The organism is Rhizobium sp. ARZ01, assembly GCF_014851675.1.
GTDB lineage: Bacteria > Pseudomonadota > Alphaproteobacteria > Rhizobiales > Rhizobiaceae > Mycoplana.
In genome coordinates, this window is sequence record NZ_JACVAE010000001.1 from 269,947 (window position 1) to 284,069 (window position 14,123).

Annotated in this window: 12 protein-coding genes; 7 read left to right on the forward strand and 5 right to left on the reverse strand. The window is 61.7% G+C overall.

Annotation, left to right across the window (positions count from 1 at the left end):
- Positions 1-49: 49 nt before the first annotated feature.
- Entirely contained in the window at positions 50-1,321 is a 1,272-nt protein-coding gene (purD, locus tag IB238_RS01225) for a phosphoribosylamine--glycine ligase (protein WP_192242671.1), read from the reverse strand.
- A gap of 254 nt (positions 1,322-1,575) precedes the next feature.
- Between purD and IB238_RS01230 the strand changes: the two genes are divergently transcribed.
- Positions 1,576-2,367, forward strand: a complete 792-nt coding sequence (locus tag IB238_RS01230; RefSeq protein ID WP_192242685.1) for a MipA/OmpV family protein — start codon at positions 1,576-1,578, stop codon at positions 2,365-2,367.
- A gap of 57 nt (positions 2,368-2,424) precedes the next feature.
- Complete coding sequence (gene ubiA / locus IB238_RS01235) at positions 2,425-3,375, forward strand: 4-hydroxybenzoate octaprenyltransferase (RefSeq protein WP_192242688.1); 951 nt, start codon at positions 2,425-2,427, stop codon at positions 3,373-3,375.
- A gap of 4 nt (positions 3,376-3,379) precedes the next feature.
- On the opposite strand, the gene IB238_RS01240 is transcribed toward ubiA, so the two are convergent.
- Both IB238_RS01240 and IB238_RS01245 read right to left on the reverse strand, forming a co-directional pair.
- Complete coding sequence (locus IB238_RS01240) at positions 3,380-4,753, reverse strand: cyclopropane-fatty-acyl-phospholipid synthase family protein (protein WP_192242692.1); 1,374 nt, start codon at positions 4,751-4,753, stop codon at positions 3,380-3,382.
- Positions 4,754-5,043: 290 nt separating this feature from the next.
- The gene (locus IB238_RS01245) at positions 5,044-5,610 is read right to left on the reverse strand and encodes a DUF6101 family protein (protein WP_192242695.1); all 567 of its coding nucleotides are present in this window, start codon (positions 5,608-5,610) and stop codon (positions 5,044-5,046) included.
- Between the two features lie 151 nt (positions 5,611-5,761).
- Between IB238_RS01245 and IB238_RS24865 the strand changes: the two genes are divergently transcribed.
- On the forward strand, positions 5,762-5,896 hold the full coding sequence (locus IB238_RS24865; RefSeq protein ID WP_281414427.1) for a hypothetical protein: 135 nt from the start codon (positions 5,762-5,764) through the stop codon (positions 5,894-5,896).
- 7 nt (positions 5,897-5,903) lie between these two features.
- A complete protein-coding gene (locus tag IB238_RS01250) occupies positions 5,904-8,477 on the forward strand; it encodes a DUF1217 domain-containing protein (RefSeq protein ID WP_192242698.1) in 2,574 nt (857 codons plus the stop codon).
- Positions 8,478-8,514: 37 nt separating this feature from the next.
- Here IB238_RS01250 and IB238_RS01255 read toward each other — a convergent pair whose 3' ends face one another.
- Together IB238_RS01255 and IB238_RS01260 are read right to left on the reverse strand one after the other, a co-directional pair.
- Entirely contained in the window at positions 8,515-9,951 is a 1,437-nt protein-coding gene (locus IB238_RS01255) for an FAD-binding oxidoreductase (protein WP_192242701.1), read from the reverse strand.
- Positions 9,952-9,954: 3 nt separating this feature from the next.
- Positions 9,955-10,929 carry an L-threonylcarbamoyladenylate synthase gene (locus tag IB238_RS01260; RefSeq protein WP_192242703.1) on the reverse strand — a complete coding sequence of 325 codons (975 nt, stop codon included), beginning with the start codon at positions 10,927-10,929 and terminating at the stop codon, positions 9,955-9,957.
- Between the two features lie 189 nt (positions 10,930-11,118).
- Here IB238_RS01260 and IB238_RS01265 point away from each other — a divergent pair, with 189 nt between their 5' ends.
- From IB238_RS01265 to IB238_RS01275, 3 genes are all read left to right on the forward strand, one after another.
- Positions 11,119-12,183, forward strand: a complete 1,065-nt coding sequence (locus tag IB238_RS01265; protein WP_192242706.1) for a GGDEF domain-containing protein — start codon at positions 11,119-11,121, stop codon at positions 12,181-12,183.
- Positions 12,184-12,354: 171 nt separating this feature from the next.
- Positions 12,355-13,017, forward strand: coding sequence for a peroxiredoxin (locus IB238_RS01270; RefSeq protein WP_192242709.1), 663 nt, complete (start codon positions 12,355-12,357; stop codon positions 13,015-13,017).
- 27 nt (positions 13,018-13,044) lie between these two features.
- Complete coding sequence (locus IB238_RS01275; RefSeq protein ID WP_192242712.1) at positions 13,045-14,082, forward strand: MBL fold metallo-hydrolase; 1,038 nt, start codon at positions 13,045-13,047, stop codon at positions 14,080-14,082.
- Positions 14,083-14,123 lie beyond the last annotated feature (41 nt).

The window sequence follows — 14,123 nt, forward strand, 5'->3', positions numbered from 1 at the left end:
AAAAATTGAATGACGCGTTGTTTTGTGCCGCGTCCCGCGGCAAGCCAGTTCAGACCGTTTCGCGTTCGACCGCGCGCCAGCCGATGTCGCGGCGGCAAAAGCCGTTTTCCCATTTCACCTGATCTGTCAGGGCGTAAGCGCGGGCTTGCGCCTCGGCGACGGTCGGAGCGACAGCAGTCGCGTTCAGCACCCGGCCGCCGGTCGCGACCAGCCCGCCGTCCTTCAGCGCTGTGCCGGCATGAAACACCTTGGCCGATCCGCCATCGGCCGGAACGAACGCGATCGGCGTGTTTTTCTCGTAACTACCCGGATAGCCCTTCGAGGCGAGCACGACGGTGAGCGCCGTCTCATCCTTCCATTCGGCGGATACCTTGTCGAGCGAACCGGTTGCCGCGGCATGGAGCAGGGCAAGCAAGTCGCTTTCAAGCCGCATCATCAGCACCTGGCATTCCGGATCGCCGAAACGGACGTTGTACTCGATGAGTTCCGGCCCCTTCTTCGTGATCATCAGACCGGCGAAGAGGACGCCGGTGAAGGGGTGGCCGTCCGCCGCCATGCCGCGGATGGTGGGCTCGATGATTTCTTTCATCGTCCGCTCGGTCATTTCTGCCGTCATGACGGGGGCGGGGGAATAGGCGCCCATGCCACCCGTGTTCGGGCCGGTGTCGCCGTCGCCAACGCGCTTGTGGTCCTGGGCCGAGGCGAGAGGCAGTGCATTGGTACCGTCGCACAGGCAGAAGAAACTCGCCTCCTCGCCATCGAGGAACGCCTCGACCACCACTTCGGCTCCCGCCGCACCGAACGCGCCGTCGAAGCAGTCGTCGATTGCCGCAAGCGCCTCGTCGATGGTCATTGCCACCGTCACGCCCTTGCCTGCAGCAAGCCCGTCGGCCTTGATGACGATCGGCGCGCCCTGTTCGTTCACATAGGCCTTTGCGGAGGCTGCGTCCGAGAAGCGCTTGTAGGCGCCGGTTGGGATCGCGTACTTGGCGCAAAGGTCCTTGGTGAAGCCCTTGGAGCCCTCCAGTTGCGCGGCAGCGGCCGAAGGGCCGAAGACATCGATGCCATCGGCGCGCAGCTTGTCGGCCAGGCCTGCAACCAGCGGCGCCTCAGGGCCGACGACGACGAAGGTGACGCCGTTGTCGCGGCAGAATGCCGAGACGGCTGCATGATCCTCGATGTCGAGCGAGACCAGCGTCGCGCATTCGGCCATGCCGGGATTTCCCGGAGCGACAAAGAGCTTGGTCAGGCGTGGCGACTGCGCCAGCTTCCAGGCCAGTGCATGTTCGCGCCCGCCCGAACCGATCAACAGAACCTTCATGGCCAAATCCCTTGCAATCCGCGTGTGCCCGCGGGTTAAGCGGGCAGGGGGCAAAGGTCAAGTGCCGTACTTGCGCGAATCGCAATGTCCGGCGATGAAGAATCCGGCTTGCCTGAGGGGGCGCGCACTGCTGGGATGGTCGCAATGGGAATGGTTAAAGCAACGGTAACGAAACATGGTTAGCCTTTGCCTTCATTTTCGAATGCGCGTCCTGCGGCATCCGCTTTTCCGTATTGATTGTCTGAGGTTATGTAATGCGTAAAGCCTTCGCCCTGTCTGCAACTCTCCTGCTCGCCGTTCCCGCGTATGCGCAGGCCGGTGACGGCGGCTACTGGTGGTCGGGCGACTGGTACCTCTCTTTGGGCGCCGAGGGCTTTGTCGCGCCGAAATATAAGGGTTCAAAGGACTACCTTCTTCAAGCCTCACCGCTGATCTCGCTCGGCAAGGCCGGAAACGTCACACGCTTCACCTCGCGCAACGACAGCGCTTCCTTCTCGCTGTATGACGCAGGCGACGTGCGCGTCGGCGTGGCCGGCCGGTTCGTCATGCCCGATGACAAGGACATCAAGGGACTGGACGACCTGGAGTTCGGTGCTGAAGTCGGCGGCTTTGCCGAGTACTACCCGACAGACTGGCTGAGGCTCCGCGCGGAGGTGCTCCAGGGCATACGCAGCCATTCCGGTCTCGTCGCAGACCTTGCCGCCGATGCATTCACTGACGTCGCGCCGGGGGTCCGCGTCTCGGCTGGACCGCGCGCCTCTATTGCATCGAGCGACTACATGGACGCCTACTATGGGGTTTCGGCGTCGGAAGCGGCCGCTTCCGGGCTTTCCGAATACGATCCGGGCGGCGGCGTGCAGTCGGTCGGCGTCGGCGGGGCCGTGACCTGGCAGGCGACCGACAAGATCACGACTGGCGTCTTTGCCGAGTATTCGCGGTTGACGGGGCCGGCCGGAGACTCGAGCCTTGTGCGCGAACGCGGCAGCCGTAACCAGTTCCTCATCGGTGTCGGCGCCACCTACAGGTTCGGCTTCACGCTTCCCTGAGCGCGCCGGAAGCGTATCTGAGCTTGACCTGTCGCAGGCAGGCTGCGAACTAGGTGCATGAGCATCAATCCCGATTCCGGGCGCGTTGCCGACGCGCCCTCAAACAACTGGGTCTACCGCGTCCTTCCCCGCTCGCTCTGGCCCTACGCGCAACTTGCCCGCTGGGACCGGCCGATCGGCTGGCAGCTGCTGCTGTGGCCTTGCCTGTGGTCATCAGCACTGGCTGCCAATGTTGCGCGGGCCGCCTCAGCTTATTCACTCTCACAGCTTGTTTGGCACCTGCTGCTGTTCCTCATCGGCGCGATTGCGATGCGCGGAGCCGGCTGTACCTACAATGACCTCGTCGACCACGAGATCGACAAGGCGGTCGCACGCACGCGTTCCCGGCCGCTGCCGTCGGGCCGCGTCACGCGTACTCAGGCGAAGCTGTTCATCGGCCTGCAGGCGTTGACCGGACTGCTGGTTCTCCTGCAGTTCAATCTCTTCACCGTCGTGCTCGGCGTCGCCTCGCTGGTGATCGTCGCGATCTATCCCTTCGCCAAGCGCTTCACCGACTGGCCGCAGTTCTTCCTCGGCCTGGCCTTCTCCTGGGGCGCACTGATGGGCTGGGCGGCGCAATTCGGCACGCTTTCGCTCTCCGCCATCGCGCTTTATGGCGGCGCCATCGTCTGGACGATCGGTTACGACACGATCTACGCCCATCAGGACAAGGAAGACGACGCGTTGATCGGCGTTCGCTCGACCGCGCGCCTGTTCGCCGAGCGAACCCGCCAATGGCTCGTCGCGCTCTATGGACTGGCCGTTCTGCTGGTCCTTGCGTCCTTTGTCCTGGCCGGTGTCGGCTTCCCGGCCTACCTCGGGCTCGCCATCGCCGCCGGAATGCTCGTCTGGCAAATCGTGACGATCGACATCGACGATGGCGATCAATGCCTGGCGCTGTTCAAGTTCAACAGCGTTGTCGGTCTGATCCTGTTTGTCGGCCTTCTCGCCGCATTGCCTTTCGCCTGAGGCGTCAGGCAGTCTCCAGCGTACGCGCCGGCGCTTCGTCCGAAGCGACCCGGCGTGCGCCGCCATAGACCGTCGTGCGATCGAAACCAACGCGTGATGCGCCGGAGTGGCGGCTCGTGGCGACCACCTGGAACGCGTTGAGCGCGCCGCGGTGGAAGGAGAGGGCGCAGAGCGAGAGATAGAGCAGCCAGATGCGCGTCTGCGGCATGCCGACGAGGGCGGCGCCCTCTTCCTTGCGCTCATAGAGGCGGCGCACCCAGTGCTCCGTCGTGTAGCCGAAATGCTCGCGCACGGCCTCGACCTCATGCACTTCGAAGCCGGCCTGCTCCAGCGCGCCTGTCGTCATGCCGATATGGTCCAGCTCGCCGCCCGGGAAGATGTACTTGATGATGAACTGCATATAGGGCGTGAGACGCGGGAAGTCTTCTGGCCGCGCCGTGTTGCGGCGGAAGCTGGCCTGGCCGAAATAGACGCCGCGCGGGCGCATGTGCTTGCGCAGGTACTTGTAGAAATCCTGGTGGTTGGCGATACCGACATGCTCGATCATCTCGACCTGGGCGATCTTGTCGAAAATCTGGTCGGCTGCGAGGCTGCGGCAGTCGCGCAGTTCCACCCTGACGCGGTCGCCAAGGCCCATGTTCGCAACCTTGGTCTTCACGTGGGCGAATTGTTCCTCCGACAGCGTCGTACCGTAGGCGTCGACGCCATAGTGCTGGGCGGCATAGCACAAGAGGCCACCCCAGCCGCAGCCGGGATCGAACAGCTTGTCGCCGGGTGCAAGGCGCAGCTTACGGCAGATGAGGTCCAGTTTGTTGAGCTGTGCCTCGTCGAGCGTGGAGTCTGGCGTCGGGAAATAGGCCGAGGAATACACCATCTCCTTGTCGAGGAAGAGTTCGTAGAACGCGTTGGAGAGGTCGTAGTGGAAGCCGATCATCTCCTTGTCGTTGCGGCCGCTGGTCGGCGTGACGCCGGCCGTCTTGGTGAAGCGCTTGACGAAGGAGGAGACCGAATAGCTCTTGAGCAGGATGGGCAGGGCCATCTTCAGCATGCGCGCCTTGTTGACCTTGCGCGGCAGTGCGAGGAACTGCAGGTGGTCGACATTGCGCATCGCGTCGACCGGGTTGGCACCAACGACGTCGAGGTCGCCCGTCGCGTAGAGTTCGGCGACACTGATCAGCGAGGGCTGGCGCAGCAGGCGGCGCAATACGTTTGCGGAGGCGATGACGAAGCGGATCTCTTCCTGCGCGCCTTGGCCGAGCGGTATGATCGTGCCGTCCCAAAGCTCCAGGCAAATATTGACGTCGAGATGTTTCGCCAATTCTCCGATGACGGCCTTGGTTGCATGCAATTCACGATCAGTACCAAGTTCACGCGACATATAGCGACTTCCCGACGTTGAAAAAAACCGGAGTGCAATGTGCGGTTTCACAGCCCGTTGTCAACCGCTGATTGATCTACCGATAGCGCGGAAAGCGATCGCCGCGGCGGCGCTGGGCGCCGGCAGTGTCCTAAGGGTGACACAAAAAAAGCCGGCCGCAGGGGGCGGCCGGCTTGGGCAATTCCATAAGGGTGCGAGGCGGTCGCGACCGGAACTGCCGAAGGGATAGGGTGTCGTCGCGACTGGAGGAAAGCGCAAACGCCCTATGGGGTCATGTCGTCATCGCATGTTCAACGGCGGGCGATGATTTCCCGGCCCTCGATCTTCATCTGCACGCCGAGCTTGCCGGTCGAACGGCGAACGAGGAAGCGCGGCCGGCGGTCGGCGAAATAGGTGTGGTGGCGGCGCTTCCGTGCGGGGCGGGCCGGGAGCGAGCCGAGATGCATTTCCAGCGGACGGGCGACGCCATCGGCCTCCACCATCAGCATCGGGATGCGATAGGCTTCAGCCCAGCTGCGCCAGTCGGCAGCGATGTCGCACAGGTCGTGCGCAACGAGCAGCGGAATGCACAGGTCCTGATCGTCGTGATGCAATTCGAGCGTCACGGTAACCTCGCCGTTGCCGTGGTCGATCGCGCGTGCGGCCACGCCCTTGAAGGCGCGGGCGGGCAGGGCAAACGAAAGTGGCAGGCCGCTGGAGGGCAGGATCTTGCGCAGCACCGCGCCGCGCTCGTCGAGCGTGATCGTCACGTCGCTCGCATCGCTGCGCAGGGCGTAGGTGATCTGCTGGGGAAATCGTTTGGGGTCGAGCCGCAGTGTGCTTCCGGCCCAGGCCGGCTTGGAAACGGTGTTCAACATGTTTTTCGCCCTTGTCTTCCTTGAGAGCCGGTATCCGGTCTTCTCCTGGGGACTTTGCGTCCCTCTATGGCGTGAAGATTAGGCGCCGCATCTTCCGCTCCGCTTAAAAATCGCGGTTAAGAAAACTTTGCCCGAGCGGATGGTTAGCAAAATGCCGCCCGGTCAAGGTTTCCGCTTCGTCAACGTACGGTTCGACAGCCACGGACAAGGCAGCGCGGCCATGATGGGCAAAGGGTTTATGCGCATGCGCGGCGTGACCGCCGTCGCCAAGGTGCAAAAGGGATAGTCTTACAATGCTTTCGACTTACACGAGCTATAGTCTTCTCGCCAAGGATATGCTGACATCGCTGAGCCGTGTTTCGCAGCAGACAATCAATGCGCGCGAGGCGGAATACTACAAGGCGAACATCGGCAAGGTCGGCTCGGTCGACGAGTTTCTAGATGACTATCGGCTCTACAACTATGCAGTGAAAGCCTACGGCCTAGAGGATATGGCCTATGCCAAAGCTTTCATGCGTAAAGTCCTGGAAAGCGATCTGACCGACCCGAACAGCTTCGTCAATCTTCTGACAGATACGCGATATCGTTCATTCGCGAATGCCTTCAGCTTCGAAGCGTCAAGCGTGTCGGCGCAAACCGAGGCTCAGCTCGATGAGATCATCGGGCTCTACTCGGCGACAGTCGCCAATGCCGGTTCGGCAATCAAGGAAGAAACGCGCTACTACAATATCGTCATCGACACCCTGACGGACGTGGACCAGTTGCTGAACAACGACCGCTTGCGCAACTACATGTTCACTGCCTTCGGTGTCGATCCGAAGACCTACTCGCGTGACACGATCCGCCAGCTCCTGACGAGCGACCTCAATGATCCGGCAAGCTACTTCAATACCGAATTTGCGGCCAAAATTCCGGTTGCGGAAGCGGCCCGCCAAGCAGCAGCCGACGAGTTGGCGCCGCTCGAGCAGCGGGAAGCCCACCTGCGCAGCATTGCCAAGCTGGAAGCGGATATCCCCAAACTGCAAGAAAGTATCGCCAGTCTCCAGGCCGAGATCGCCGCGCTCAGCGGAAACCCCGACGGTCTCGGAGACGAGGAGCTGCAAGCGATCATCGCGGCGAAGCAGGAGCAGCTAACTGCCCTTGAGAGCACGTTGACGGAATACCAAGACGACCTGGCGACAAAGCAGACTGCCGTCGCAGATCTGGATGCCTTGCTCATTCCCCGCTCCGAGGCCGCCGCTCGCATAGCTTTCCTCAAGGCGGAGTCCGCCCGGCAGACCGCAGTGATCACGACGGTCGAGAAGTATCACGTGCTTGCGGCCGCCTATAACTTTAACACGGATGGTACAGCAACGGCCGGCACCGTTCAGGATGCCGACCAGAAGAAGAGCACGAATGAGCTCTATACACTCTCCAATCCACGCGTGACGACGGCCGCCGCGTTGCTGAACAAGGAGTATTTCGAGAGCCGCATCGGCAGCATAACTACGGTTGAAGAGCTCGTTTCCGATCCGCGCCTGCTGGCCTACGTCAAGGTGGCCTTCGATCTCGACAAATCTTCCGTCGTGGCGGCGACGATCCGCAACGTCCTGACGAGCGATCCTGACCCGGACAATGCCAGCAGCTACATCAACCAGTTCGGCGGTGCAAATAAGGAAAAGTATTTTGCGCTGCGTGCGGCCTTCAATTTCCAGGAGGACGGCACGCTAGCGGCGAGTGACGCGGCACAGACAGCCGAACAGACCGCCAAGACCGGCGAAGGCTACCTGGTCCATTATAACGACAAGGACGACGCGGCGGATGAGCTCGCCGTCAAACGCTTCAAGAGCCAGATCGGCGCAGTGAAGACTGTGCAGGATTTTGTTGGCGAAGCCACGATCTACAACTTTGCCCTGAAGGCCTTCGATATTGATCCGAGCAAGGTCTCAGCCCTGACGATCAAGAACGTGTTGAAGAGCGACCTCAACGATCCGCGAAGCTATGTGTATCAGTTAAAGGACGAACGCTTCGTAGAACTGGCCAAGGCTTTCAATTTCGGGCCTGACGGAAACATCACACAGCCCAAGCTGGCTCAGGCTGAATCAGAAACTCGCGTGATGTCTCGTGCCTATGTGGTTGAAAAGTCCCGCTTCGGAACGGAAGACGACCGCAAGCTCGCCGAAGAGGAGGCGAAATATTTCTCCGTCCAGATGCAAAAGGTCGAATCCGTCAAGGAATTTCTGTCCGATGCGCGTCTGGTCGCCTTCGTATTGGAGGCGAACGGTATCGATCTGGAGGGCGTGGACGCCGAGTTCATGGCGAAGATATTCACCTCGGACCTCAATGATCCCGACAGCTTCGTGAACCAGCAGGCGAACCGTTCCTTCCGCAAGATCGTCGCGTCGTTCAACTTTAATTCCGAAGGGAAGGTCGTGCGGCCCGACGATGCCCAGATTCAGTCCAGGCGCGGCGTATTTGAGACGATCGACAGCTATATCCGTCAGATGATGGAGGAGGAGGCCGGTAACGACAATGCCGGGGTGCGCCTCGCCCTCTACTTCGAGCGCAAGGCCCCGTCGGTATCGAGCGCCTACGATATCCTCGCTGACGACGCACTCTACGAAGTCTTCAAGACCCTCCATAGCCTGCCCGACGACATTGGCAGTGCCGACATCGATGCCCAGGCGGAGCTGATCAAGAAGTACATGAACCTGGAAGATCTGCAGGATCCTGAGAAGGTGTCGAAGATGATCGCCAAGTTCGCAGTTCTCTACGACGTTGAGAACTTCAGTGAGACATCGGGGGCCGTTTCCATCCTTAGCGGCGGCGGAAACATCAGTGCCGATACGCTGTTGACCATGGCCCAGTTGCGAACGGGCGGGATGTGAGACGGAGCCGGGGGCGCAACTGCGCACCCCGGGTAAATTAAGATTCTGCCCGCAACACCTTTCCCGGATTCATGATGCCGGCAGGGTCGAAGGCACGCTTGATCCGGTGCATCAGGTCGATCTCGATGGCCGGGCGGACATCGGCCAGTTCGTCCCGCTTCAATTGACCGATACCGTGCTCGGCGGAGATCGATCCGCCGAACTTCCGCACGATCCCGTGCACGACCGCATTCACCTCGCGCCAGCGGTCGAGGAAAGCCTGTTTGTCCGCGCCGACAGGTTGGGAAATGTTGTAGTGGATGTTGCCGTCGCCCATGTGGCCAAAGGCACAGATACGGGCATCCGGGATCATTGCGACGACGGCTGCATCCGCCTCCGCCATGAAGGCCGGAATGCTGGAAACCGGGACAGACACGTCGTGCTTGATCGATCCGCCTTCCGGTTTTTGCGCGAGCGACATGCTTTCGCGCATATGCCATAGAGCCCGCCGCTGCTCGCCGCTCGCAGCGATTACCGCATCCTGGGCGAGATCCCCTTCGATCGCCTCGGCCAGCAATGCCTCGATCATCCGCCGAGCGGTCTCGGCCGAGTCCGACGTCGACACGTCGATCAGTGCATACCAGTCGTGTCGCGTCTGCAGCGGGTCGCGCACGCTGGGGATGTGCCTCATCGTGAAGTCGATGCCGATCCTCGGCATCAACTCGAATCCGGTCAGGGCCGGGCCGCAGCGCCGCGCTGCCAAGTCGAACAGCGCCAGCGCATCAGCCACGGAACGCAATCCGGCGAAGGCGACCTCGTGACCGGCCGGGCGGGGCGCGAGCTTCAGCACGGCTCCTGTGATGACGCCGAGCGTGCCTTCCGCGCCGATGAAGAGGTCGCGCAGGTCGTAGCCGGTATTATCCTTCTTCAGACGCCGAAGTCCGTCCCACACTTCGCCGGTGGGAAGCACGACTTCCAGCCCCAGGCAGAGCTGGCGGGCGTTGCCGTACGCAAGCACCGCGGTGCCGCCCGCATTGCTGGAGAGATTGCCGCCGATCTGGCACGTTCCTTCCGAGCCGAGCGACAGAGGAAAGAGCCGATCCACCGCCTCCGCCGCCTTCTGGATGTCGGCCAATACGCAGCCGGCGTCGGCAACGATGACGTTGCCGATTGGATCAACGTCTCGGATGCGGTTGAGGCGGGTAAGTGACAGCACGACATCGGTCGCGCCCTCCCGCGGGATCTGGCCGGCGACGTGACCAGTGTTGCCGCCCTGCGGCACAATCGCCGTGCCGGTCTCCGTGGCGAGCTTGAGAATATCTGAGACCTCGCCGACGCTTCCCGGCCGCAACACCAGCGGCGTCGTCCCGTGGAAAAGCCCTCGGGTCTCGACAAGGAACGGCGCGACTGCATCACTGGCGGTGAGCGCGTATTTTTCCCCAGTGATGGCGGAAAACCGGGCAATCAGATCGGGCGTGAGCGTAGGGACGGGCATCTTCTAGCTCCTCGGCGCGGCAGCTCGTTCGAGCCGGTCGTTAATGGCTTCGCCCAGACCGGTTGCAGGGATTGGTGCAAACGCAATCGAGCGGGCTCCGGTGGCATCCGCCTTCTGCATGTAGCCGAAGAGATTGGCCGCCGCTTCACGAAGGTCGCCGGAAGGGCTCAGGTCAAGCACGATGGTAGCCCGGTCCTCGCCTGGCAGCGCCTGCCCGCCGAAGCGGATCAACGCTTCACCCGGGGCGACTTCGCTGGCATTGAGCCGCACGCCTGCGTCGGGCGCATAATGCGAGGCAAGCATGCCCGGCGCCTCGATCGTCACTCCGGCGCTCTTCGGCCGTATTATCGTGCAGCCGGTCAATTTCTCCACGTCGGAGACGTTGAGTCCTCCGGGCCGAAGAAGATGGATGGCACCGTCGACCACTTTCAGGATGGTGGATTCGAGCCCGACATCTGAAGCGCCGCCATCGAGGATCAGTTCGATCCTGTCGCCGAGGTCCGCATTTACGTGGCCGGCGCTCGTCGGGCTGATCCGCCCGGATGTATTCGCGCTCGGTGCCGCAAGCGGTCGACCGAATGCCGTCAGAACCTGATGTGCGAAGCCGGTAGGCACACGGATCCCGACCGTATCGAGACCGGCGCGCGCGAGCGGATGGATAGGCGTATCAGCCCTCACGGGCAGCACAAGCGTCAAGGGCCCCGGCCAGAACGCCTCGGCGATCCGGCGCGACAGCGGGTCAAACCGGGCATGCCGCTCCGCCATTTCAAGGTCCGCCATATGGCAGATCAGCGGGTTGAAGCGTGGCCGGCCCTTCGTTTCGTAAATGCGGGCGATTGCTTCCGGATTGGTCGCGTCTGCAGCCAGCCCGTAGACCGTCTCCGTTGGTATCGCGATCGGCAAGCCTTGCTCAAGAATCTCCATCGCGCGCCGAAGAGCCGCTTCGGGGTTCGTCCTCGTGTTGATGACCTCTGCCATCTCGTCCAATCTTCACCGTTGATCGGTCCTCGCTTTACAGCCTTTGACGGCGAGATGCCAAGGCCGAAAGGGCACGGAAACGAACCCTGCGGGGAAGTGAAATCGTATTCGACGGTGCTTCAGCGTTAGATGCTTCGTAACCGATCACTGTTAATAGACGGGGTAACAGGGGAGAGTGGGTGCATTGAAATGAACCAGAGGAAATCCTCCACCAACGATATTGCCTTGCGTATCGCGTCAGCGATGCACCAGATGGGCATTGATGCCTTGCCGCGAAACTATGAACTGGTCTACGAGGCCTATGCCGGGGCCAACCCCGAACTGGTTCGAGAATTCGTCGCCCTCGGAAAGTACAAGACCCAGGCCGCTCTCGACGAGCTTGGCCGGAAGTATCTACCGCATCATCACGAGGAAGGCGTCCTGCAGCGCTCGGCCGGTGCCGTCCGTGACGAGATGGCCAATTTCATGGCCCTGCTGCAGCAGGAGAAAATCTCGCTCAGTGATTACGGCCGCGTGATCGGAGAGGCGTCGCAGGCGATCTTTGCCGACAGTCCCGAGTCCTACTCGGCGCTTGGCAGCTCGATCGAGCGGCTGCGCCAGGCAACCGAGCAGCAGGCGACTCGCAACGCTGCGATGGAGGCAAGCGTCGCGGCACAATCGGAAAACATGGATGAAATCCAGCGCGACCTGGCCGCTTTCGAGGCGACCAAGTTTTCCGATGCGGCCACGGGTCTGGGCAATCGTCGCGCCTTCAACAAGGCGGTCGCCAAGGTATACGCCAATTCCGAGCTCCCGGTTTCCTGCGGCCTTGCCATTGTCGACGTCGACGTCGGCAAGCGCTTTTCGCCGGTCCAGGTCGAAGCGCTGAATGACTACCTGATCCGTCACTATGGAGCGCTCGTCAAGCGGTCGACGCCGTCAACGGACGTCGTCAGCCGTTTCGATGGGCTGCGTTTCGGTTTTCTGTTCTACACATCCGACGAAAACGAGATCGTCCGCTTGATTGGTGTGCTGCGCGCTGCCTTTGCCGCCGCGCCGTTGCGACACCCGGAAACGACGCGCAACCTCGGCAGCCTTACATTCTCGGCAGGCGTCTGCATGGTGGCTGAGGCCGGAAATGCCTTCGATTTCGTCAACTTCGCGGATAAGGCGTTGCAACAGGCGCAGGCCGCGGGCGGCAATCGCCTTGTCGTCCATCGCGGTGGCGATGGTGGGCCTGAGGGCAAGGACTGGATGATCTACAAGGCCGGCTAGGCCGCCGTCCGCGTCAACAATTCGCGTCTTTGTGCCAAGCCTGTGCCGGAACTTCCCGATTGGCTGCCGCTCGGTTTACTCAAAAATCAGCGTTGCCTAATATTCCGATTGGTGCAAACTTGTGCGCCTTCAGTGCTGTGATGATCGTTCCTGTCGACGGGGAGGTGTATCGTGACGCTTGCAATCAATGATGTGGCGCCGGACTTCAAGGCGCAGACGACCGAAGGCGATATAACCTTCCACGATTGGATTGGCGATTCCTGGGCCGTGCTGTTTTCGCATCCCAAGGACTTCACGCCGGTCTGCACGACGGAGCTTGGCTACATGGCCAAGATCAAGCCGGAATTCGACAGGCGCGGCGTCAAGATCATCGGGCTTTCCGTCGATCCGCTCGACCGTCATTCCGGCTGGGCAAGCGACATCGAGGAAACACAGGGGCATGCGCCAAACTTCCCGATGATTGCCGATGTCGATTTCACGGTATCGAAGCTCTACGGCATGCTGCCGGCATCGGTGTCGGGCGATCCGACAACGCGCACGCCCGCGGACAATCAGACGGTGCGCAACGTCTTCGTCGTCGGTCCCGACAAGAAGATCAAGCTGATCCTGGTCTATCCGATGACCACGGGGCGCAACTTCGATGAGGTTCTACGCGTCATCGATTCGCTGCAACTGACCGCAAAGCACAAGGTCGCAACGCCGGTCAACTGGAAGCATGGCGAGGACGTGATCATTGCCGGTTCCGTCAGCGACGACGATGCGCGCAAGCAGTATCCCGATGGATGGCGCGCGCCAAAGCCCTACATCCGGATCGTGCCGCAACCGCAAGGTTGAACCGTCACCTGTGGGAAGGAGTGGCCTGTGATCTTTCGCCAGCTCTTCGACAGCGTCTCCGGCACCTACACATACCTCATCGCCAGCCGGCGGGGAGGGGAGGCGCTGATCATCGATCCGGTGCTGGAGAAGGTCGAACGCTATCTGCAGCTTGTGCGCGAGCTTGATCTGAAGCTGGTGAAAGCGGTCGATACCCATCTGCATGCCGATCACATCACCGGCCTCGGCGCGTTGCGCGACCGCACCCATTGCATAACTGTCATGGGGGAGCAGACCGCTGCCGATGTCGTCTCCATGCGGGTTGCGGAAGGCGACCGCGTGTCCATCGAGGGCTTGAGCCTCAACGTGCTCTACACACCCGGTCACACGGACGATTCCTACTCCTTCCTGATGGACGGACGTGTGTTCACGGGCGACACGCTGCTTATCCGCGGCACCGGCCGCACCGATTTCCAGAACGGCGACCCTCGACAGCAGTACGATTCGATCTTCAACAAGCTCCTGAAGCTGCCGGACGAGACGCTGGTCTACCCGGCCCATGACTACAAGGGCGACACGGTCTCGACCATCGGCGAAGAGAGAAGGTTCAATCCCAGGCTGAGGGTCGGGTCCATCGATGAGTATGTGGACCTGATGAACAACCTGAACCTGCCCAATCCGAAGATGATGGATGTGGCGGTGCCGGCGAACATGCAGGTGGGCCTCCATCAGGACGAGATCGCGCGGAAGGGCTGGGCCGTCTCCGCCAGCGAGGCAATGGCGCTGCGCGGTCGCCCGGACATCGCGATTGTCGATCTGCGCGAACGGGCCGAGCGCGAGAAGCACGGAACCATTCCGGGCTCTTTGCATGCGCCGTATCCTGATTTGCAGGAGAACATCGGCAAGGGTGGCATGCTGCAGGAACTGGCTCTGTCCACCGGCAAGCGGATCGTCTTCTACTGCGCCTTCGGCGAGCGCTCGGCCATGGCTGTGGAAGCCGCGCAGGATGCGGGACTGACGAGCACCTGCCACATCGAGGGCGGGATCGCCGCCTGGAAAAAGGCGGATGGTCCGGTCGTCCGGTAGCCGTCTCAGCGATTAGAGCTTCAGGGCCAGCCTGCCAGATC

Coding starts and splice junctions, on each gene's coding strand:
- purD (WP_192242671.1), bottom strand. CDS start 1,321: ATGAAGGTTCTGTTGATCGGTTCGGGCGGGCGCGAACATGCACTGGCC.
- IB238_RS01230 (WP_192242685.1), top strand. CDS start 1,576: ATGCGTAAAGCCTTCGCCCTGTCTGCAACTCTCCTGCTCGCCGTTCCC.
- ubiA (WP_192242688.1), top strand. CDS start 2,425: ATGAGCATCAATCCCGATTCCGGGCGCGTTGCCGACGCGCCCTCAAAC.
- IB238_RS01240 (WP_192242692.1), bottom strand. CDS start 4,753: ATGTCGCGTGAACTTGGTACTGATCGTGAATTGCATGCAACCAAGGCC.
- IB238_RS01245 (WP_192242695.1), bottom strand. CDS start 5,610: ATGTTGAACACCGTTTCCAAGCCGGCCTGGGCCGGAAGCACACTGCGG.
- IB238_RS24865 (WP_281414427.1), top strand. CDS start 5,762: ATGCCGCCCGGTCAAGGTTTCCGCTTCGTCAACGTACGGTTCGACAGC.
- IB238_RS01250 (WP_192242698.1), top strand. CDS start 5,904: ATGCTTTCGACTTACACGAGCTATAGTCTTCTCGCCAAGGATATGCTG.
- IB238_RS01255 (WP_192242701.1), bottom strand. CDS start 9,951: ATGCCCGTCCCTACGCTCACGCCCGATCTGATTGCCCGGTTTTCCGCC.
- IB238_RS01260 (WP_192242703.1), bottom strand. CDS start 10,929: ATGGCAGAGGTCATCAACACGAGGACGAACCCCGAAGCGGCTCTTCGG.
- IB238_RS01265 (WP_192242706.1), top strand. CDS start 11,119: ATGAACCAGAGGAAATCCTCCACCAACGATATTGCCTTGCGTATCGCG.